Below are 20,365 nucleotides of genomic sequence, written 5' to 3' on the forward strand. Positions count from 1 at the left end.
CGAGGTTGGCACCGCCGCGCGGTTGCGGCTCGGCGGCCCGGCGCCGCGCCGCGACCCGCTCGCGAGATACCGCCGCGGGCTTCGCCGCGCTCTTCGGCGCCTCCACCACGACAGGATCGAGCTGGACCGCCGCGCCCGGCGCCGCCGATTGCGCCAGGCAAGCCTCTCCGGCAAGGGCCGGCAGCAGCAAGGCAGACGCTGTCCAGGACAGCAGCACCGTGCCTTGCGTTCTGCCTGTGCGCCACGAACGCCCTCGCCCCAACGACGGACTCATGATCCTACTTCCCACTCCAGCCCCACTTTTTCCCGCGGGCGACGCTGAACGCCGTCGCGATCTCGCGCGAAGCTCGCCGCGCGCACCGGGAATCTGGTTGCGCTGGGACAAACAGCGCGCTGCTTGGAATTAGTTTCGTTCCAGCTTCGGCACGAACAGCACGTTGAGAACTCGCGATGCCGCGACATGATCGCGGTGCGGATCGAAGCGGAACACGGCACGAAACACGTCGTAGGGGAATTAGCGAAGCGTCATCCACCTCTTCTCATGCCTGCTCGGCAGACATGGTGGATTACGCCTTCTCCCAACCCACCCCGCGCACCTACAAGCGGTTGCGTTGCCCGACGGGCAAAACACGCTAGCGGTAGGGCAAGGCGCGCAGGCGAAAATATTCGCCTTTACAGAATTTCGGCTTTGTCGCATTGTCCCGCCACCTCACCCCGGTCAGAGGGGCGTATCGCGATCGTCACGAAACGTGGGGTGAGCTGCGGTGGACGCTAGTCACATCGGCGCGAGAGGCATTGCAGGGCGGGCAACCGTGAGCGACAGGCCTGTTGCGCACACGACCGGTGTGACATGCGTACGGCAAAACCGTGTCGTCCTGACGCCCGGGGTCTGTGCGTCAAGTCTTGCGGTGATGCGTCTTGCCCGACCGGGTGCGCGCGTCAGCTATTCGTGAGGCGACGGGGGCAATAGTGCATCGCTCCCCGGGGAGAGCTCGGCATAAGCCGTCAAACCACTGCGCAGGGAAGGCCAGGTTGTCCTGGCTACACCTGTATGCCGCTGTGCAGCTTCTTGTCACGCAGGATTCGCGCAGTGGACCGCGGGTGCCAGCCGGCACCCGGCCTTCCCTGCGCCCTCTGACATCTGAGGGCGACATGACCAATGCAGGACTCGGGCAGGAACTGTCGCGAGACCGCAGCGTTATGCTCAGTTTTCAAAAAAAAGCACGCAAGTTCGTCCAATTCGATCGGAATCGCGAATGCAGACGGCGCGACCAAACGTCATCACGCGTCTCCGATCTTGCGCGAGAAAATATTGGCGCAATAATGCCGCTCTACGTTGTGATCCGGAATCAACCGGACCAGCATTTTGGAGGGCGACGAAATTGTTCGCTCGCGCCGCGGCCTCGGTCGCCGTGACCATCACCTTGGCCACCATTGACGGTGCGGCCGCACAAACGGCCAACCAGCCGCCGGATACGATGGCGGCGCGGGTCGAGGCCTGCACGCCCTGTCACGGCAACAAGGGCGAAGGCACCAGCGACGTCTATTTCCCGCGGCTTGCCGGCAAGCCCGCCGGCTATCTCTATAATCAACTGCTCGCCTTCCGCAGCGGCCGCCGCAAATATCCGCCCATGAACTATCTGCTGGAGTTTCTGCCTGATCCGTATCTGGAGGCGATGGCGGAATATTTTGCCGGCGAACATCCGCCGCTGCCGCAGCCGGCGCCGAGCGAGGTCAGCAAGGACGTGCTGGCACAGGGCGAACTGCTCGCCACCAGCGGCGATGCCAGCCGCAATATTCCGGCCTGCGTAAGCTGCCATGGCCCGGGACTCGCAGGCATGCAACCCGGCATCCCCGGCCTGCTCGGCCTGCGCGCCAATTACATCAGCGCCCAGCTCGGCGCCTGGCGCTATGGCACTCGCACGGCGAAATCGCCAGACTGCATGCAGCAAGTCGCAGGCCATCTGACCGAGGCCGACGTCACCGCGGTCGCGGCCTGGCTCGCGACACGACCGGCGCCCACGAACCCGGCTCCCGTGCCGAAAGGCAGCTACGCGCTGCCTTTCGGCTGCGGCAGCCAGCCCAACTGACGAGGCGGATGATGGGCTCGAAACTGTCGACCGCACTCATATCGATCAAGCTCCTGGCCCTCGCCGCGCTCACCACGGCCGCGCAGGCGCAAGACAAGGCTCAAGACAAGAGCAGCGACATCATCGCCCGCGGCGAATATCTCGCCCGTGCCGGCGATTGCACGGCCTGTCATACCGCGCCGGAGGGCCGCCTGTTCGCCGGCGGCCGCGCCATGCCGACGCCGTTCGGTACACTCTACACCTCCAACATCACGCCGGACCCGGATACCGGGATCGGCAAGTGGAGCGCCGACGACTTCTACAAGACCATGCACAGCGGCCGTTTCCCGGACGGCGGGTTGATCTATCCGGCCATGCCGTTCGCGTCCTACACCAAGGTCACGCGCGCCGACAGCGATGCGATCTTCGCGTATTTGCGCTCGATCGCGCCGGTGAATCAGAAGAACAAGCCGCATGAGCTGCGCTTTCCCTACGACAACCGCCAGCTCATCCTCGGCTGGCGCACGCTGTTCTTCAGCGAAGGCGACTCAAGCCCGATCCGAAGAAATCAGCGGAATGGAATCGCGGCGCCTATCTGGTCGAAGGCCTCGGCCATTGCGGCATGTGCCATTCGCCGATCAACGCGCTCGGCGGCACCTCGCAATCGGATGCCTTCAAGGGCGGCCTGATCCCGATGCAGAACTGGTACGCGCCCTCGCTCACCTCAAACCGCGAGGCCGGCCTCGGCGACTGGAGCATCAAGGACATCACCGACCTGCTGCAGACCGGCGTCTCCATGCGCGGCGTGGTCTACGGTCCGATGGCCGAGGTCGTGCACAACAGCCTGCAATATCTCAACGACGAGGACACCAAGGCGATGGCGGTGTACCTCAAGGGCATCGCGGAGCCCTCGCCTCCGCCGCCGGCAAGCTCGACGCTGCCGACCACCGAGAGCAGCCTGCTGATCAGCCTCGGCAAGACCGTCTACGACAAGCAGTGCGCGAGCTGTCATGGCACGCAGGGCGAAGGCAAGCCGCCGCACTGGCCGCCGCTCGCCAACAACCAGTCGATCGAGATGCAGTCGGCGGTCAATCCGATCCGCATGGTGCTCAATGGCGGCTATCCACCGGGCACCAGGGGCAACCCGATGCCCTACGGCATGCCGCCTTTCGCTGGCCTCCTGTCCGACAACGAGATCGCCGCCGTCGTCTCCTACATCCGCACCGCCTGGGGCAATCGCGGCACGCCGGTCTCGGCGCGCGAGGCCAACGAGCTGCGCTCCGCACCGCTGAATTGAGAATCACATGATCAACTCCGATCCGCCGACCAGCCCTGCTAGCGCCGACCAGGCCGTCGAGGAGGTCGTCGCGCAAGGCCCGTCCGGCGCGATCGTGCTCGCCGGCATCGCCACCGCCTGCGTGGTCGCGATGTGGCTCGCCTTCTATCTGTTCGTCTTCCTGCCCCGCGGATCGCTGCAATGAGCGCAGAGGATACTCATCACGACAGCGCAGAGGTCGCGGCCCGCGTCGAGCGGCGCTGGGCGACCATCGCCGTGATCATCATCGTGATGATGGCGCTGCTGGCTGCTTTCGCCGGCATCCATCGCGCGACCATGCCGCAGCCGCGCGTCGAGATCACCGATCCCTCGCGCCTTCATCTGTCCGGCGAATTCGTCGAGAGCAATCTCGGCAGCGTGCTGGAGGCCAACGGCAACGTCACGGTGCGTGCAATCGGCCAGCAATATTCCTTCACGCCTGCCTGCATCGTGGTGCCCGCGGATACGCCGATCACGCTGCGGGCCACCAGCGCCGATGTCGTCCACGGCATCCTCATTCAGGGCACCAACGTCAACACCATGCTGGTGCCGGGCTACATCTCGGAGCAGCTGATGCGCTTCGCGAAAACCGGCGACTATCTGATGCCCTGCCAGGAGTTTTGCAGCTTTGGCCACGAGGGCATGTGGGGCAAGGTCAAGGTGATCGACAAGGCCGAATTCGCCGATCGCGCGAAGGGTGGCGGGAGGCTGAGCTGTGTTGGTCAATAGGAAGCTCATCCTCGCCCATTTCTGGCTGGCCTTCGCCGTATTCGGCATCGCGCTCACGCTCGGCGCCTGGCAGATGTTCGTCCGCAGCCCGATCGGCACCTGGCTCTCCAACCCCGAGCTCTATTACCGCTCGCTGACCGCCCACGGCACGGTGATGGGCTACGTCTTCCCGACCCTGGTGGCGATGGCATTCGGCTACGCCATCAGCGAGTCCGCGCTGCAGCAGCGCCTGGTCGGCGTGCGCTGGGCCTGGGCAGGATTCTGGTTGATCGTCGCCGGCAGCATCATGGCGGTGATCCCGATCGCGCTCGGCCGTGCCTCGGTGCTCTACACCTTCTATCCGCCGCTGATCGGCAATGTCTTCTACTATCTCGGCGTCGTCCTGGTGGTGGTCGGCTCGTGGATCTGGGTCGCGCTGATGTCGATTAACTTGCGCGTCTGGCGCAAGGCCAATCCCGGCGCGCCGGTGCCGCTCGCCATGTTCGCCAATGTCGCGGGCTCGTATTTGTGGGCTTGGACCGCGGTCGGCGCCGCGCTCGAGCTGCTGCTCCAGATCATTCCGGTTGCGGCAGGCCTCAAGGCCACCATCGATGCCGGCCTGGCGCGCATCTTCTTCTCATGGACACTGCACGCCATCGTCTATTTCTGGCTGATGCCGACCTACATCGCCTATTACACCATCGTGCCGCGCGCGATCGGCGGTCGCGTCTATTCCGACTCGATGGCGCGGATCTCCTTCATCCTGTTCCTGGTGGTGGCGATGCCGATCGGCATGCACCACACCTTTGCCGATCCGCAAGTAGGCGCCGGCTTCAAGTTCATCCATTCCGCCTTCACGGCGCTGGTCGCGCTGCCGACGCTGCTGACCGTGTTCACGATCTGCGCCTCGGTCGAGATCGCGGCGCGCCTGCGCGGCGGCCGCGGCATGTTCGGCTGGATCGGGGCCCTGCCCTGGGACAACCCGATGATGCTGGCGCTGGCGTTCTCCTTCGTCATGCTCGGCTTCGGCGGCGCCGGCGGCCTCATCAACATGAGCTATCAGCTCGATGCCTCGATCCACAACACGCAGTGGATCACCGGGCATTTCCACCTGATCTTCGGCGGCGCCATCGTGATCATGTATTTCGCGATCGCCTATGATCTGTGGCCGCATCTGACGGGCCGGGAGTTGATCGATATCCGCCTGATCCGCACCCAGCTCTGGCTGTGGTTCATCGGCATGATCGTGACGACGTTCCCGTGGCACTGGGTCGGCATTCTGGGGATGCCGCGCCGCATGGCCTATTTCGACTTCGGCGATCCCGCGATCGCACCGCAGGCATTCTCCGTCACCCTGTCGGCCATCGGCGGCTTCATCCTGCTGGCCTCGGGCATCATGTTCATCGTCATCCTGGCGCGTGGCATGCGCGCGCCTCAAATCGACGCCGGGCCTTATCGCTTCGCACTCGCCGTGCATGAACCAAAGACGGTGCCGGTCGCACTCAACACCCACGCGCTATGGGTGGCACTGATGATCGGCCTCACCCTCACCAATTACGGCTATCCGATCCTGAATCTGGCGCTGAGTTCGGGCACCTCGGTGCCGGCCGTCTATGTGGGAGCGCAGTGATGAGCACGCGCGACCTCTTTACTCTCCGCAACAGCCATTTCAGGACTGGCGTCGGCATCACCGCCGCGATCCTCGTCGTCACCGCGATTGCCGGCTTCATTGTGCTGCCGTTCGCACAGCCCTGGGTTCAGTTCGCCGGCGTCTGGGATGCGATCTGCAGCGCCGCCGGCGTACCGCAGCGTGCAGCCAGCGTCACGGCGCCCGAGCAGGCAAAACGCCTGTCCGAGGTCGTGCTGACCTCGAACACGTTGTCACGTCCGAGCCAGGAGGCGATCGGCCGCGGCGCGACGCTGGCGCAGCGCTGCGCGATCTGTCATGGCCCCACCGGCGTCAGCCGCGCGGACTCGCCCAATCTCGCCGGCCAGTATGCGGCCGTGATCTACAAGGAGCTGCACGATTTCCGCTCCGGTGCGCGCACCAATGCCGTGATGTCGCCGTTTGCGGTCAACCTGACCGACCAGGAGATCGCCGATCTCTCCAACTATTACGCCTATCTGCCGCGGCTTCCAGCCTATCATCCGACGCCGCAACTGCCGAAACCCAACATCGTCATCTACGGCGCGCCGATGCGCGGGATCGCGCCCTGCGGCTCCTGCCATGGCAGCCTCGACAACAAGACCGGCAGCCCGTGGCTGGAGGGGCAGTCCGAGGCCTACATGAAGGCGCAGCTTCACGCCTTCGCCTCAGGTGAACGGCGCAACGACATCAGCCAGCAGATGCGCAACATCGCCCGCGCAATGACGCCGCACGAGATCGAGCAGGCCGCGGCGTACTACGCCTCGCAGCCGCCGGATGTGGTGAAGGCGGTGGATTGAGGATGGCTCTCGTGCCCCGGACGCGGCGCTGCTTCAGCGGTGCGCTGCAGAGCCGGGGCCCATCTTTCCGAGGCGTTCGGGCGGCGTGGATCCCGGCTCTGCGCAGCAACGCTGAGGGCGTTGCAGCGCGTCCGGGACACGAGAGTTACCTACGACGATGCCAGCTTCGGCCGGCCGTAGATCGCATCCGCGCGCTTTTCGAACGCGCTCGAAAACCGCGCGAAGGCGGCGTCGAACATAGAGCCCATCAGCAGCGCCAGCATGCGGCTCTTGAATTCGTAGGACAGGAAGAAACCGACGTCGCAGACGCCCTCACCTTTGGGCTCGAACGTCCAACGGTTTTCCAGGTTGCTGAAAGGACCTTGGAGATATTCGACCAGGATCTTCTGATTGGCGCGATCGAGCGTCACGCGACTGGTGAAGGATTCCTTGACCAGCTTGAACGACACCGTCATGTCGGCGACCAGCACCTCGGTGCCATCAGGCTTGGCCATGCGCTGGCGCACCTTCAGCGCGCTGCAGAGCGGCACGAATTCCGGGTAGCGCTCGACGTCGGCGACCAGATCGAACATCTCGGAGGCGCTGTGATTGACACGGCGCTTGCTCGAAAATTTGGGCATGGCGGTTCAGCGGGCAGTTGCGGCCCGCGCGGCCTTCAGTCTCGCAAAATCCTCGCCGGCATGATGCGACGAGCGGGTGAGCGGGCTCGCCGACACCATCAGGAAGCCCTTGGTGTAGGCGACCTTCTCGTAAGAGGCGAACTCGTCCGGCGGCACGTAGCGCATCACGGCGTGGTGCTTGCGGGTCGGCTGCAGGTACTGGCCGATGGTCAGGAAATCGACCTCGGCGGAGCGCAGATCGTCCATCACCTGCTGCACCTCGTGGCGCTCCTCGCCGAGGCCGACCATGATGCCGGACTTGGTGAAGATGGTGGGATCGAGCTCCTTGACCCGCTGCAACAGCCGGATCGAATGGAAATAGCGCGCGCCCGGCCGCACCGTGAGATAGCGCGACGGCACGGTCTCGAGATTGTGGTTGAAGACGTCGGGCTTGGCGGCAACGACCACCTCGAGCGCCCCCTCCTTGCGCAGGAAGTCCGGCGTCAGGATCTCGATCGTGGTCGAGGGGCACGCCGCCCGGATCGCGCGGATGGTCTGGGCAAAATGCTCGGCGCCGCCGTCAGCGAGATCGTCGCGGTCCACGGAGGTGATGACGACATGGGCAAGGCCGAGCTTGGCGGTCGCCTCGGCGACGTTCTCAGGCTCGGCTGCATCCAGCGCACTGGGCAGGCCGGTCTTGACGTTGCAGAAGGCGCAGGCGCGGGTGCAGGTGTCACCCATGATCATGAAGGTGGCGTGCTTTTTGTCCCAGCACTCGCCGATGTTCGGGCAGCCCGCTTCCTCGCACACCGTGTGCAGGCCGTTGGCGCGCACGATGTTGCGGGTCTCGCCGTAGCCGCGGGTATTGGGCGCGCGCACGCGGATCCAGTCCGGCTTCGGCGGCGAAGCGGAGTCAGGGCGATTCACCTTTTCGGGGTGGCGCGGGCGCAGCGGGTTCGTGATGGTATCGACAATAACGACCATGGGGTGTCCGGTCTGTTCAGGTCCTACCTAGTCGGTCTCGCCACGCATCGCAACCCGGCTCGCGCCGCTTCAGGGAACATGGCAGATATGGGCAATATCTTGCTCTGTTCTCAGGCGATTCTCACCTCGAATGGCTCCAGTATCGAAGACTTCCACACCGCGGCTCGGCAAGGTTCTGAAGCGGGCCTTTTTCAACCGCGACGTCCGCGAGGTCGCCCGGGACCTGATCGGTGCCACCATGCTGGTCGACGGCGTCGGCGGCCTCATTGTCGAGGTCGAGGCCTATCATCATACCGAGCCGGCGGCGCACTCCTACAACGGGCCGACGCCGCGGAACCAGGTGATGTTCGGCCCGCCCGGCTATGCCTATGTCTATCGCTCCTACGGCATCCACTGGTGCGTGAACTTCGTCTGCGAGGAGGAAGGCTCGGCCAGCGCCGTGCTGATCCGCGCGCTGGAGCCGACGCACGGGATCGCCGTCATGCGCCGCCGGCGTCACCTCCAGGATGCGCACGCGCTGTGCTCGGGTCCGGGCAAGCTGACCGAGGCGCTCGGCATCACCATCGCGCACAACACGCTGCCGCTGGACCGGCCTCCGATCGCGCTGCATGCGAGGACCGAGGAGTTGGAGGTGGTTGCCGGCATCCGGATCGGCATCACCAAGGCCGTCGAGCTGCCCTGGCGCTATGGCGTCAGGGGCTCGAAGTTTTTGAGCAAGCCGTTCCCGAAATAGCGTTCTCAGGACGCCTGCTTCAGCCGCTCCAGCGCCTCGAGCAGCTTGGCCTTGCGCGCCAGCGCGGCCTCGCGCTTTTCGCGCTCCTCCTCGACGACCTCCTCGGCCGCGTTGGCGACGAATTTTTCGTTCGCGAGCTTGGACTCGGCGCGCTTGATATCGGCGTCGGCCTTGCCGATCTCCTTGTCGAGACGCATGCGCTCGGCAGCGACGTCGATCACGCCCTTGAGCGGCAGCGCGGCCACCTCGCCGCGGACGAGCAGCTGAACCGCTCCGTCGGGCGCGCGATCGGCGAAGGAGATGTCCGACAGCCGCGCCATGCGCTTGATGACGTCGGTCCAGCGCGGCGCGCGCTCCCTGGTTTCGGCGGAAGCGCCGACGAGCACCAGCGCCGTCAGCGTCGCCGGCGGAATGTTCATCTCGGCACGCACCGAACGGATCTGCGTAATCAGGTCGATCACCCAGCCGATCTCGGCTTCCGCCTTGGGATCGGTGAAGTCGGCGTGGTCGAAGATCGGCATGACCAGCATCGGCGACATCAGCGGTTCGGTCGGTCCGGCCGCTGCAGCGAGGATTGCGAGCTGCTCCGGGGTCGGCTCAGCCGGCTTCAGCGGCCATTGCGCCAATGCGAGCAGACCGTCGCGCTTGGCCGTCACCTCCCACAGCTCTTCTGTGATGAAAGGCATGAAGGGGTGCAGCAGCTTCAGGATCTCGTCGCGCGCCCAGGCGACCATGGCGCGGGTCTCGTCCTTGGCGGGGCTGTCGGGGCCCAGCAGCACGGGCTTGGCGAGCTCGACATACCAGTCGCAATAGACGTTCCAGACGAAGCGATAGATCGCGCCGGCGGCATCGTTGAAGCGATAGGCCTCGATCGCCTCGGTCACCTCACGCGTGGTGTGCGCGCTCTCATGCGCGATCCAGCGGTTCAGCGTCTCCTTGGCCTTCGCCGGCTCGAAACCCTCGGGCACGGCGCAATGGTTCATCTCGGCGAACCGCGAAGCATTCCAGAGCTTGGTCGCGAAATTGCGGTAGCCTTCGACGCGGCTGGTCGCGAGCTTGATGTCGCGGCCCTGCGCCGCCATCGCGGCCAGCGTGAAGCGCAGCGCGTCGGCGCCGTATTCGTCGATCAGGTTGAGCGGATCGATGACGTTGCCCTTCGACTTCGACATCTTGGCGCCCTTCTCGTCGCGGACGAGGGCGTGGATGTAGATGGTCGAGAACGGCACCTCCTTCATGAAGTGCAGGCCCATCATCATCATGCGGGCGACCCAGAAGAAGATGATGTCGAAGCCGGTCACCAGCGCATTGGTCGGGTAATAGCGCTGCACCTCGGGCGCATCCTCGGGCCAGCCGAGCGTCGAGAACGGCCACAGCGCCGAGGAGAACCAGGTGTCGAGCACGTCCTCGTCGCGCGTGATGAAGCCCTCGCGCTTGTTGCGGTCGAGCGCCATCTCGCGGCCCTGCTCGGCCGTGATGACTTCCTGCTCGACGTAGTAGCCGAGCGCGTGGCTGACGGCCTCCTCCTCGGTCTCGGCGACGAACACCTTGCCGTCAGGTCCGTACCAGGCCGGGATCTGGTGACCCCACCAGAGCTGGCGCGAGATGCACCAGGGCTGGATGTTCTCCATCCACTCGAAATAGGTCTTTTCCCAGTTTTTCGGCACGAACGACGTCTCGCCCGAACGCACCGCCGCGATCGCGGGCTTTGCCAGCGTCTTGGCGTCGACGTACCACTGGTCAGTCAAATACGGCTCGATCACGCTGTTGGAGCGATCGCCGTGCGGGACCATGTGGGTGTGCGGCTCGATCCGCTCGACGAAGCCGAACGATTCCAGCCGCTCGACGATGCGCTTGCGCGCGGCGAAGCGGTCGACCTTGTGGAATTCCTCGGCGAATTGTCCGGCGCCTTCCGGCAGGTCGCGCAGATAATCCTCGTTGTCGACGAGATCGAGACAGCCTTCCCTGTCGATCACGCTGATCCGGCGCAGGCCGTGGCGATTGCCGACCTCGAAGTCGTTGAAGTCGTGCGCCGGCGTCACCTTGACCGCACCCGAGCCCTTCTCGGGATCGGAATAATCGTCGGCGACGATCTGGATCTTGCGGCCCACCAGCGGCAGGATCACGTTCTTGCCGACCAGCTTCAGGTAGCGCTCGTCCTCGGGATGCACGGCAACGCCGGTATCGCCGAGCATGGTCTCGGGGCGCGTGGTGGCGACGACGATGAAGCTCGAGGGATCCTCAGGGCTGAATGTCTTGCCCTCGATCGGATAGCGCAGATACCAGAGATGGCCCTTCACCTCGGTCTGCTGCACTTCGAGATCGGAGATCGCGGTCAGCAGCTTGGTGTCCCAGTTCACCAGCCGCTTGTCCTTGTAGATCAGGCCGTCGCGGTGCAGCTCGACGAACACCTTGATGACGGCCTTCGACAGGCCCTCGTCCATGGTGAAGCGTTCGCGCGACCAGTCGCAGGAGGCGCCGAGCCGCTTGAGCTGGTTGATGATGGTGTCGCCGCTCTCGGCCTTCCACTGCCAGACGCGCTCGAGAAACTTCTCGCGGCCCATCTCGCGGCGGCCGGGCTGCTGGCGCTCCATCAGCTGCCGCTCGACCACCATCTGGGTGGCGATGCCGGCATGGTCCGTGCCGGGCTGCCACAGCACGTCGCGGCCGCGCATGCGCTCGAACCGGCACAGGATGTCCTGCAGCGTGTTGTTGAGGGCGTGGCCCATGTGCAGCGAGCCCGTCACGTTCGGCGGCGGGATCACGATGGTAAAGGGCACGGCGTCGCGGCGGTCGGGGCGGCCGGCCTTGAAGGCAAGGCTGTCCTCCCACACCACGGACATGCGGGCTTCGATATCGGCGGGCTGGTAATTTTTCTCGATCATGGGGCTGTTAGAAAGCCGCGTGTGCGGGTCAAGTCAACGGGAAGCTCAGCGGCAAAGGCTTTCCAGCCCGGTCCGCAGACCGAATATGCCACAGGAGCAGGGCTTTATCGGGGCCGCACGACCGTCTCAGCGGCCACCGCGCGAGACCCGCTCGATTTCGGCCTTCACGATGCGTTCAACGAGCCCCGGCAAATTGTCGTCGAGCCAGGATTTCAGCATCGGACGCAGCATCTCCTTGACCAGATCCTCCAGCGTCCGTGCATTGCTGCTGAGCACCGTATGGGCCAGGGAGTTGAAGGCGGATTCGACCGCCGAGACCGTCGACTGCGCGAGCATGGGCTGCTGCGGCGGCAGCGGCGGGGCATCGAAGTCCACCGGCGCGTAGGACGGCGGCGGGGTCGGACGCGGCGGCGGCGATTCGGCGAATTCGAGGTCGTCGCGCGGCTCGACCTTGCGGAAGCTCGGCGGCGGCGGAGGCGGCGTCGGGTCCATCGCCATCTCGTCGGTCAATTCGAGCACGTCGGGCTCAGGCTCGGGCTCCGGCTCAGGCTCGCGGACCTCCGGCGCAGGTGTTGCCGCATCGAGCCCCGCCAGCAGCGCGTCGATATCGTCCTGGTTATTGGATGCATCCGCCGCAGGTGCAGGCGGTGGGGCCGGTGCTGGCTTTGCGGCAGGGGGTGGCGCGGGTTTTTCAGCGGCAGGCTTGGCAGGGGCAACCTTGGAGGGCGGAATGTCGTTCATCGCCTGCGGCTTGGGTGCGGGCGCAGCAGGAGCTGGCGCCGGCTTTGCAGCCTCAGCCGGCGGCGGCTTGGCCTCATCGTCGGCAATGATGCGCCGGATCGAGGCCAGAATCTCCTCCATCGAGGGTTCTGTGACCTTTGCAGGCTGCGTCATCTCCGACTCCACATCATCAACGCCCTCGCATGCGTTGTTTTACACCAAGCACGACAGGATTGGCCGGTTCCGGATGGGTGGCCCGACATTTTCGTCGCGGCAGCCCGACTTGTCCCCAGATCACGGCTCAACGTGCAGCGGTGCGCCCCTGCCCCCGGCACTCAAGCTTTACGCATACGGCATCACTGCGAGGCGAATCGACCCGCATCGTCTTGGAAAGGCTATGTCAGGGATTTTGGTGATTGCAAGCAAAGCGCCGGTCGGCCTCGGCAATTCACGAAGCCGACCGGACGAGTACGGGAATCAGCGCCCGTCAGGCGTACGCACGCCGGCCCAGCTATCGCGGACCTGATGGTAGTGAACGCTGGGATCATAAACCGTCGTCCCAAGGCCGAGGACCTGCGGCGCCAGACGGCCGACGGCGGCGAGGACGTTGTACGATGCGACGACACGGTCGTGCTGCGCGGTCACGAGCGCGACGCGCGCATTGACCAGCGCTTGCTGCGCGTTGAGCACGTCGAGCGTGGTGCGCTGACCGGCCTTTGCCTCTTCACGCACGCCGTTCAGCGCGATCTCGGACGCCGTCACCTGCGCTTGCGCCGATTGCACCTGCGCCTTGCCGGCCTGCAGCGAACCCCACCACTGCACGACGGTCGCGCGGGTCTGATCCCGCGTGTTTTCGAGGTTGAGACGTTGCTGCGCCAGGTTTTCCTTGGACTGGCGGATCAGCGAATATTCGGAACCACCCTGATAGATCGGCACCGAGATCTGCGCGAGCGCGGAAGCGCTGAGCGAGCGGTACTGAATCAAAGATTGTTCGTAGGCCTGGGTCACGCCCGCCTGCAGGGTGACCGTGGGCAGCAGAGCGCCCTCGGCAACCTTGACCTGCAAGAAATTGACGTCAATGCCGAACATCGCGGCCGTGACGTTCGGATGCTCGACGAGGCCGAGCTCGACCGCGGCAGCGAGCGTCGCAGGCAGGAAGCGATCCACCGGCGAGCCGGGTGCCAGATTCGTCGGCTCGTTGCCGATGATGCGACGGAAGTTCGCGCGCGTCGTGGTGAGATTTGCTTCCGCGGTCAGGGCCTGCGTCCTGCCAGCCGCCAGCTGTGCTTCCGATTGCGCAACGTCGGTGCGCGTCACCTCGCCGACATTGAAGCGATCACGGGTCTGCTTGAGCGTCTGCTCGAGCACGCGCACGTTGCTGCGCTGGACTTCGAGCGTCGCCGCGTCGCGCAGATAGTCCATGTAGGTCGTGGCGGCCTGGAGCAGCACGGTTTGATCGAGGCTGCGCAACGCTTCGCGGGAGCCGGAAACCTGACTCTCCGCGGCGCGCGTTCTGTTGGCGGTCTGGTTGCCGTTGTAGAGCGTCTGGGTGGCAGTCAGTCCCACGCTTCGGGGATAGCCCTTACCGTTAATCGGATCGCTGTTGGTGGCACTTTTGAAGTCCGAGTACTGAATGCCCCCGCTCGCCGTCAGCGAGACCTTCGGGCGATATCCCGACAGCGCCTGCGGCACGTTTTCATCGGTCGAGCGCACCTGGGCGCGCTGTGCGTTGAGCTGTGGATTGTTCTGATAGGCGCGCACCAGCGCGGACTCGATCGTGTCCGCCAAGGCAGGCGTCGGCCCGGCAAGCGCGAGCAGCAGGACCGAAACCGCAGCTCCGGTGAAGAGCTTCACCCCATGCATCCCAAAAATTCCGTTCATTCTAACGCCCGGCTCGTGCCCGCGAGCTGGGTTACCGTCTACGAGTGGAGTCGTTGCCCCGCCGCAACATAAGACGCGGTCAAGCGCGACGGAACTACCTGAGGGTAGTTCTCGGTGGAAACTCTTCACGTGCAGCATCCCGGCCACACTTCTGATTCAGAACGGGATTTTATCGCGTTTTGGGCGTCAGAAGACGAAGGCGGCCGCCCGCTCCAGCCCGGGAAGGACCGGAGCGGCAGCGTCGAACAGGGCCCGATGGCCGAATTCACCATGGGTATGGGTCACGATTATGGCGCGCGGCGGCCTGGATTCGGCCGACACCCCCACCAGACGCCCGCCCTCCTTCAGCTGCCCGAGCAGCGCTTCCGGGGTCACCTCAGTCGCGCCATTGAGGATGATCACGTCATAGGGAGCGGCGGACGGATCGCCGTCGGCGCAGGCCGCAGCCTTGCAGGTGACGTTGGCAAGGTTCAGGGCGGCCTTGGCTTTCGCGGCCAAAGCCGAATCGCATTCGGTGGCGGTGACCTGGCCGGCCAGCTTGGCGGTCAGCGCGGCGAGGTAACCCGTGGCGCAACCGACCACCAGCACGTTGTCGCCCTCGCCGATCTCGGCGGCCTGGAGCAGCTTGCCGGTCAGCTGCGGCTTGATCAGGAACCGCTTGGCAGCGCCTTCGCTCACGTCGAGATCGAGATCGAGATAGGCCAGCGCCTGCCGGTCGGCCGGCACGAAGGCCTCGCGTGGAACCGTGAGCATGGCATCGAGAACACGACGATCGGTGACGTCATTGGTGCGCACCTGGCCATCGACCATTTTGAGGCGCGCGGTCGAGAAACCGGACATTTGCGGACCCTGCAAGGCGGACGATGCCGCGGACGAAATTCGCGGCATCTTTGGAGCATGCACGGCCAAAACGCAACACGGCCGTTAGCCTGCGCAGCTAGGGCATCCGCATGTTACCGCATCAGGGTCGGGACGGATTATTCGATGGCCACCGCGAGGCGGCCGATGAGAGCGGCGACTTCGTCCAGCCGCGCCGAATCGGGCGTCTCGACCGCACGCGCCAGACAGGCGAGGCATTCGTCGTCGCTGAGCTCGGGAATGTCGGCCGGCAGAATCGAGGGGGCCATATGGTCGACCTGGATGTCTGGCATGGGAATCAGCTCCGTTGAGATCCGGCAAACCCGAGGCTCGATTTCAATTGAGTCGATTTGGCGCCACCCGCATGGCGTGACGGCGCCCGTGCACACATCTGCTTGAGGATGATTCCGGGCAAGAATCTATGGATGCGCGGCTCAGAGAGCAAGACAACGACGTCGCGCGCTACATGAGGGCGCGGCCATAAATCATTGAATCTGCGGCAGAATTTGGCTCCCCGGGCTGGATTCGAACCAGCGACCATCCGATTAACAGTCGGATGCTCTACCGCTGAGCTACCGAGGAAAAGGCGAACCAGTCGTTCGCGCGCGGCTGCGTATAACAAAGCCGCTTGCGCTTGCAAAGGACGAATTCGTCATCATCCGCAATGCGCCGGAGGAAGGCTGGGACGCCCCCTCCTCCGGGCCGTGTCGGCCAAACGCTACTCGGCGAGGAACGAGGTGGTCTTGGTGCCGGGATCGTAGCGCAGCCGAAGCGCGGTCATCTTGCAGAGGTTGACGTTTTTCCAGAGCACGGCTTCGTCGTAGTTCTGCCAGTCGACGCGGATGTTCCAGACGCAGCCCTCGTCGTCCTCGTCGAACTCGACATAGGTGCTGGCCTGGTTCTGCAAAACCTTCTCGAGTTCATTGTCCCATTCGTCCAGGCCATCGTCCGGCGCGTTGAAGCCCAGGAATTTGATGGCATAGCCGGTCTCGTTGACGACGGTGACGTTGCGGGCATCGGCCGCGAACGAGGGCATGGCGGCGATCGAAAGGCCGATCGCGATCAGTCCAGACAGAAAATATTTCATATGAAATTCCCCGATCGAAACAGGCTTCAGCGCCTGGCGTCGATCGGCGCAGGCGCCGCGGCAACCAATGTCGTTGCCTTGGAAGGTTCGTCCGGAGTGCGATCGAAAGGTTCAAGACGATCGATCGTCACTCCGGCACGTTGCGCGACGCGAGACGCGCTCAGCCTGTTTATCGATTCGAATTCTCCGCAGCAATGAACGGGCATTCATAGATCGGCGGTGTTCGTCTTCTCCGGTGCCGGAGCCGGCACGGCGGCGCCGTTGCTCTTCCCCGTCACGGCGCCGACCAGCGCCTTCACGGGATCGTCGTCGGGCGCAAAGCCGCTCTGGCGCAGGATCTCGTCGATCATCGGACGCAGCGCATGCACCTTGAGGAGTTCGCCGGCGAGTCCCTCGCCGAAGCCGACATTGCCTCCACCGGCGCCGTTGCCGCCGAAGGCGCCGCCGGTGTGCAGGATACGGACGTCCTTGAGGTTGGCGATCGGCTTGACCATCTCGGCCAGCGCCGACGGCATCGTCTCGATCCGCTTCTTGGCGATCTCGAAGTCGATGACGTTGCTGCCGAGCTTGTTCTGCGCCTCGTTCTTCATGGTGATGACGGCAGCTTCCGCCTCACCGATGTTGCGCACGCCGACGGCCTTGATCTTGTTGGACTCGGCTTCGGCCGTGGCCAGCGTCTTCACGGCCTCGGCGCGATCGAGCGAGGCCTTCTTCTCGGCTTCGGCCGCGACGATCAGCTCCGTCGATTTGCGCTCGGCCTCGGTCCGCGCGGCCAGCACCTGGGTGAGACGGGCGCGATCGGCGACCTCGACCGCGCGTGCGGTCACGACTTTTTCCTCCGCGGAGACCGCGATCGCTTCGGCGGTCTTGGCCTCGGCGACGGCTTCAGAGGTCTGCTTGCTCTTGGAGGCGATCTGGATCTCGTTCTCCTGGGTCGCGATCTGGATCTCGCGCTGGGCGTCGGTCTTGCGCTTGTTGATCGCCAGATCCGATTCGATCACCGCGGTTTCCTTGACCTGCTTGGCGCCGGCTTCCTTCTCGGCAACGGCACGGTCGGTATCGATGCGGGCATTCTCCTCGGTCAGGCGCGCGGTCTGCGTCGCGGTTGCGACCTCGGCGCGGGTGCTCGCGGTCTTGTTGGCGATGTCGCGCTCCTGCGACAGCTCGGCCTCCTTCTTGGTCCGCTCGATGCCGAGGGTCTGCTGCCGCGCCTCGAGGTCCTTCTGGGCGATCGCCACCTCGTTGTCGCGCACGATGGCGTTGCGGTCGCGCCGGCGCGTCTCGGTGACGGTCTTGAGCTGGGTGAGACCTTCGGCGTCGAAGAAGTTTTCCGGGTTGAAGAACTTGACGTCGGTCTGGTCGAGTTTTGTCAATGACACCGATTCGAGCTCGAGGCCGTTCGACTTGACGTCGGACTCGACCGTGGCCTGCACGTGCTTGACGAAATCGCTGCGCTTTTCCTGCAGCTCCAAAATGGACATGGTCGCCGCCACCGAGCGCAGGCCGTCGACGAATTTCGCCTCGACCTGGTTGCGCAGGGCCTCGGCGTCATTGGTCAGCGCGCCCAGCGTCTGGCTTGCAAGCGCGATACTCTCATCGTCGGGACGGACGCGCACGTAGAATTCGGCGACGATGTCGACGCGCAGCCGGTCCTTGGTGATGAGGGATTCCCGCTCCTTGCGTTCCACCGTGAGCCGCAGTGTCTTCAGATTGACGCTGGCATAGGAGTGGAAGATCGGCAGGATCATGGCGCCGCCGTCCAGCACGACCTTCTTGCCGCCGAGGCCGGTGCGCACGAAAGCCTCGTCGCGGGTGGCGCGCTTGTAGAGGATGGTGAAGACGATCCCCAGGACGACGATCAGCGCGACGCCGATCATGGCCGGGACTGCGATGTCGAACATGATGTTCTCCGATGATGACTTGCTAGCTGTTTAGAGTGGGCTTGGAAGGTTTGAGTTCATCGTCGGCCTTGACCGCCACGAAGCGGGTGCCGTCGCGGTCGACCAGCAGGACCATGGTTCCCTGTGGCAGGGGCGATGACGCCGGCGCCGCAACCGCCCAGACGAAATGGCGGTTGCCGTGGACGTCGGCGACGCTGACGCGCCCGGGCGGCCCCTGGTCGAGCGGGCCGATGACGACCTCACCGATGCGGCCGACGAGATCCCCGAGGCCAACGGCATAGCTTTCATCCCTGGGAATGGCCCGCGCGATCGCCCTGCTGGCAGCGCGGACCAGCGGAACCGAGACCGCGACGGCCCCGACCGAGGCGAGCGTTGCCGGCAAGGGCCCCGCAACCATTCGCGCGATGTCCTGGATCAGGAAGCCGGTGATGGAGAAGGCGCCGAGCAGCAGCAGCAGGAAGATCAGAAGCGGCACGCCGCCGACATTGATCCAGGAAATGGCGTTGATCACGCCATTGTCGCTGGGGTGAGCGAAATCGATGTTGGTGCCGAGCATTTCGCTCAAGGAAGCCCCGACCAGCATCGAGACCACTTCGATCGAGCCGACGATGAGGATCATGGCCGCCGCGATCGCGAACGGCCTGACCTCCGGCGACATGACGTGTTCGAGCAGAGCGCTCATGACACGGTACTCAGGAGCGCGACTTCAATCGCGCGAGCCTCGCCGCAATTTCCTTGTCGCGATGCAGCGTGCTGAGCTCGTCGATGTCGCTCGAATAGGGAATACCCGGCGGCACGCCGGTGGCGCGTGCCACCGCCCTGCCCGCCCGCAGCGCCTTCGCTGCCGCAGAGCCGCCGCCCTGTTTTCGGGATGACGTCGAGGCCTGATGGATTACCGCCGCCTCGCTCTTTTCGAGATCGGCACGGCGCTGCTCGGCGTCCTGGAGCGCAGACAGCACCGCGCGCAGCGAGGTGATGCATTGCTCGATCTTCTCGTTGTTCTCGTCGATGGCCCGGGAGAGCACATCGAACTGCGCCTCCAGATCCATCTGCCGCGCGATGCCGGCGCGGGCGAGATCGTCGCGGCTGTCAGCGATCGCGCCCTCGATCTTGGGGGCGAGATCGGCCATCTCGCGTTCGATCTCGGTACGGCGCGCGTTGAGGCGATACTCCTCGGCACGCGCAGCGGCCAGCCCGTCGCGCGCTTCGCTCTCGGCCCGCTCGATCTCGCGGATGGCCTGCCCGACCACTTTCAGCTTGTTCTTGCCTTCCGCCTGCTCGATCGCGTCATAGGCGATCCCGGCGATCAGGCGCCCGACCCGGGACAGGAAGTTTTCGGGAGCGGCAGCGATGGTATCCATGGCGTTCTCCTCCTCTGGCAGATTGTTCGGCGTGACGCCGTAGTGAACTTCAAAGCCGTCGTCGGTGCGGATGAGGCGCGCGGGCACGCTTTGCCCCCAGCCCTCGGCATAGCCGGCATAGTCGAAGGGCACGCTGAAGCGTCCCTCGACGGTCGCAATCGAGATGGTGGCCGGCCCCTTGATCTTGGCGAGCTTGTCGTCGAGCGGCAGACGGCGGCCCTGTGCCGCGCGATACTCGGCGCGGTCACGCAGGCCCAGCGTCACCAGGCGCGAAGGCAGCGCGGTCTGTTTGCGGATCGGGTCATAGGCGTGGGCATGCAGCAGGACGACATTGGAGCCGACATTGTGGCTCCGCGCGACCTCATCGAGGATCTCCATCATGCGGTCATAAGCCCTGAACGTCGCCTCCAGCGCGGCCTTGGCGGCCGAATCAGGGGCAAGCCTGTAACGCAGCGCGGACGGCGCGTTTCGGGGCGACTGGCTCATGGAAAGCACTAAAGCACCATTTTGGTGCTTTAGAAAGAGGAGGCGCAATCACGTTTCCCTGACCCTCATGCACGCTACTTATTAGTCGTTGTGCCAGGGACCCACGTTCAAGCCGGGCGTTCACCCCTAGATCACACCCGATCAAGACTTCTTGCACGCGCGGGTTGCAATTTGAAACGAAATGCAGGGAGGGTTCGGCAACGCTGCTGCCGCCCGCGTCACTCTCGCGTGTCCCGGACAAGCGTAGCGAAGCGCAGCGCAGAGCCGGGACCCAGGAAGCCGCGCCGCAGGCTGATGCGTGGGCCCCGGCTCTGCAGCGCACCGCCGAAGAGGCGC

Annotated in this window: 18 protein-coding genes, 1 tRNA gene and 1 pseudogene; 7 read left to right on the plus strand and 13 right to left on the minus strand. The window is 64.9% G+C overall.

Translation table 11 applies throughout. The features are described from left to right. Positions 1-190: hypothetical protein (locus XI04_RS24075; RefSeq protein ID WP_271623787.1), on the minus strand; the 190-nt coding region annotated here is incomplete at its 3' end. A 1,192-nt stretch (positions 191-1,382) separates the two neighbouring features. Between XI04_RS24075 and XI04_RS24080 the strand changes: the two genes are divergently transcribed. The 6 genes and pseudogenes from XI04_RS24080 (at position 1,383) to XI04_RS24105 (ending at position 6,537) form a co-directional block, all read left to right on the plus strand. Continuing rightward, positions 1,383-2,090, plus strand: a complete 708-nt coding sequence (locus tag XI04_RS24080) for a c-type cytochrome (RefSeq protein WP_038970296.1) — start codon at positions 1,383-1,385, stop codon at positions 2,088-2,090. A gap of 8 nt (positions 2,091-2,098) precedes the next feature. Beyond that, a pseudogene (locus XI04_RS24085) lies at positions 2,099-3,366 on the plus strand (cytochrome c). Between the two features lie 7 nt (positions 3,367-3,373). Further along, positions 3,374-3,550 carry a hypothetical protein gene (locus XI04_RS24090; RefSeq protein WP_018320427.1) on the plus strand — a complete coding sequence of 59 codons (177 nt, stop codon included), beginning with the start codon at positions 3,374-3,376 and terminating at the stop codon, positions 3,548-3,550. Continuing rightward, the gene (locus XI04_RS24095; RefSeq protein WP_212429217.1) at positions 3,547-4,113 is read left to right on the plus strand and encodes a cytochrome C oxidase subunit II; all 567 of its coding nucleotides are present in this window, start codon (positions 3,547-3,549) and stop codon (positions 4,111-4,113) included. Before XI04_RS24090 ends, XI04_RS24095 begins: the two co-directional genes overlap by 4 nt. Further along, positions 4,100-5,722 carry a b(o/a)3-type cytochrome-c oxidase subunit 1 gene (locus tag XI04_RS24100; protein WP_271609175.1) on the plus strand — a complete coding sequence of 541 codons (1,623 nt, stop codon included), beginning with the start codon at positions 4,100-4,102 and terminating at the stop codon, positions 5,720-5,722. The genes XI04_RS24095 and XI04_RS24100 overlap by 14 nt, the downstream gene beginning before the upstream one ends. Beyond that, positions 5,722-6,537: a c-type cytochrome gene (locus XI04_RS24105; RefSeq protein ID WP_271609174.1), complete on the plus strand. Its 816-nt coding sequence runs from the start codon at positions 5,722-5,724 to the stop codon at positions 6,535-6,537. Before XI04_RS24100 ends, XI04_RS24105 begins: the two co-directional genes overlap by 1 nt. Before the next feature lie 149 nt (positions 6,538-6,686). Here XI04_RS24105 and XI04_RS24110 read toward each other — a convergent pair whose 3' ends face one another. Together XI04_RS24110 and lipA are read right to left on the minus strand one after the other, a co-directional pair. Beyond that, positions 6,687-7,157, minus strand: a complete 471-nt coding sequence (locus XI04_RS24110; protein ID WP_212253850.1) for a type II toxin-antitoxin system RatA family toxin — start codon at positions 7,155-7,157, stop codon at positions 6,687-6,689. Positions 7,158-7,163: 6 nt separating this feature from the next. Then, on the minus strand, positions 7,164-8,120 hold the full coding sequence (lipA, locus tag XI04_RS24115) for a lipoyl synthase (protein ID WP_271609173.1): 957 nt from the start codon (positions 8,118-8,120) through the stop codon (positions 7,164-7,166). A 130-nt stretch (positions 8,121-8,250) separates the two neighbouring features. On the opposite strand from lipA, the gene XI04_RS24120 reads away from it, so the two are divergent. Further along, on the plus strand, positions 8,251-8,853 hold the full coding sequence (locus tag XI04_RS24120; protein WP_028144692.1) for a DNA-3-methyladenine glycosylase: 603 nt from the start codon (positions 8,251-8,253) through the stop codon (positions 8,851-8,853). A 5-nt stretch (positions 8,854-8,858) separates the two neighbouring features. Here XI04_RS24120 and XI04_RS24125 read toward each other — a convergent pair whose 3' ends face one another. From XI04_RS24125 to XI04_RS24170, 10 genes are all read right to left on the minus strand, one after another. Continuing rightward, complete coding sequence (locus tag XI04_RS24125; protein WP_271609172.1) at positions 8,859-11,735, minus strand: valine--tRNA ligase; 2,877 nt, start codon at positions 11,733-11,735, stop codon at positions 8,859-8,861. Between the two features lie 126 nt (positions 11,736-11,861). Beyond that, positions 11,862-12,629 carry a PopZ family protein gene (locus tag XI04_RS24130; protein WP_038946737.1) on the minus strand — a complete coding sequence of 256 codons (768 nt, stop codon included), beginning with the start codon at positions 12,627-12,629 and terminating at the stop codon, positions 11,862-11,864. Positions 12,630-12,932: 303 nt separating this feature from the next. Further along, a complete protein-coding gene (locus XI04_RS24135) occupies positions 12,933-14,318 on the minus strand; it encodes a TolC family outer membrane protein (protein WP_028144695.1) in 1,386 nt (461 codons plus the stop codon). A gap of 204 nt (positions 14,319-14,522) precedes the next feature. Then, a complete protein-coding gene (locus XI04_RS24140; protein ID WP_038946736.1) occupies positions 14,523-15,176 on the minus strand; it encodes a protein-L-isoaspartate O-methyltransferase family protein in 654 nt (217 codons plus the stop codon). 137 nt (positions 15,177-15,313) lie between these two features. After that, positions 15,314-15,487, minus strand: coding sequence for a hypothetical protein (locus tag XI04_RS24145; RefSeq protein WP_018320416.1), 174 nt, complete (start codon positions 15,485-15,487; stop codon positions 15,314-15,316). Between the two features lie 214 nt (positions 15,488-15,701). Beyond that, positions 15,702-15,776 (minus strand) — tRNA-Asn (locus XI04_RS24150). A gap of 136 nt (positions 15,777-15,912) precedes the next feature. After that, positions 15,913-16,281 (minus strand): hypothetical protein, encoded by a 369-nt coding sequence (locus XI04_RS24155; RefSeq protein ID WP_028144697.1) that lies wholly within the window; start codon positions 16,279-16,281, stop codon positions 15,913-15,915. A gap of 206 nt (positions 16,282-16,487) precedes the next feature. Beyond that, a complete protein-coding gene (locus XI04_RS24160) occupies positions 16,488-18,182 on the minus strand; it encodes a flotillin family protein (protein ID WP_028144698.1) in 1,695 nt (564 codons plus the stop codon). 22 nt (positions 18,183-18,204) lie between these two features. Continuing rightward, the gene (locus XI04_RS24165) at positions 18,205-18,864 is read right to left on the minus strand and encodes an OB-fold-containig protein (protein ID WP_028144699.1); all 660 of its coding nucleotides are present in this window, start codon (positions 18,862-18,864) and stop codon (positions 18,205-18,207) included. A gap of 10 nt (positions 18,865-18,874) precedes the next feature. Continuing rightward, positions 18,875-20,038, minus strand: coding sequence for a PspA/IM30 family protein (locus tag XI04_RS24170; protein WP_028144700.1), 1,164 nt, complete (start codon positions 20,036-20,038; stop codon positions 18,875-18,877). Positions 20,039-20,365: the final 327 nt, after the last annotated feature.

The organism is Bradyrhizobium sp. CCBAU 11430 (genome assembly GCF_028128855.1).
Classification (GTDB): domain Bacteria; phylum Pseudomonadota; class Alphaproteobacteria; order Rhizobiales; family Xanthobacteraceae; genus Bradyrhizobium; species Bradyrhizobium ottawaense.

Excerpts from the sequence above, each read along its gene's own strand:
- XI04_RS24145 (WP_018320416.1), bottom strand. The coding sequence starts at position 15,487 with ATGCCAGACATCCAGGTCGACCATATGGCCCCCTCGATTCTGCCGGCC.
- XI04_RS24090 (WP_018320427.1), top strand. The coding sequence starts at position 3,374 with ATGATCAACTCCGATCCGCCGACCAGCCCTGCTAGCGCCGACCAGGCC.
- XI04_RS24125 (WP_271609172.1), bottom strand. The coding sequence starts at position 11,735 with ATGATCGAGAAAAATTACCAGCCCGCCGATATCGAAGCCCGCATGTCC.
- XI04_RS24105 (WP_271609174.1), top strand. The coding sequence starts at position 5,722 with ATGAGCACGCGCGACCTCTTTACTCTCCGCAACAGCCATTTCAGGACT.
- lipA (WP_271609173.1), bottom strand. The coding sequence starts at position 8,120 with ATGGTCGTTATTGTCGATACCATCACGAACCCGCTGCGCCCGCGCCAC.
- XI04_RS24140 (WP_038946736.1), bottom strand. The coding sequence starts at position 15,176 with ATGTCCGGTTTCTCGACCGCGCGCCTCAAAATGGTCGATGGCCAGGTG.
- XI04_RS24120 (WP_028144692.1), top strand. The coding sequence starts at position 8,251 with ATGGCTCCAGTATCGAAGACTTCCACACCGCGGCTCGGCAAGGTTCTG.
- XI04_RS24095 (WP_212429217.1), top strand. The coding sequence starts at position 3,547 with ATGAGCGCAGAGGATACTCATCACGACAGCGCAGAGGTCGCGGCCCGC.
- XI04_RS24135 (WP_028144695.1), bottom strand. The coding sequence starts at position 14,318 with ATGCATGGGGTGAAGCTCTTCACCGGAGCTGCGGTTTCGGTCCTGCTG.
- XI04_RS24155 (WP_028144697.1), bottom strand. The coding sequence starts at position 16,281 with ATGAAATATTTTCTGTCTGGACTGATCGCGATCGGCCTTTCGATCGCC.
- XI04_RS24110 (WP_212253850.1), bottom strand. The coding sequence starts at position 7,157 with ATGCCCAAATTTTCGAGCAAGCGCCGTGTCAATCACAGCGCCTCCGAG.
- XI04_RS24160 (WP_028144698.1), bottom strand. The coding sequence starts at position 18,182 with ATGTTCGACATCGCAGTCCCGGCCATGATCGGCGTCGCGCTGATCGTC.
- XI04_RS24130 (WP_038946737.1), bottom strand. The coding sequence starts at position 12,629 with ATGACGCAGCCTGCAAAGGTCACAGAACCCTCGATGGAGGAGATTCTG.
- XI04_RS24165 (WP_028144699.1), bottom strand. The coding sequence starts at position 18,864 with ATGAGCGCTCTGCTCGAACACGTCATGTCGCCGGAGGTCAGGCCGTTC.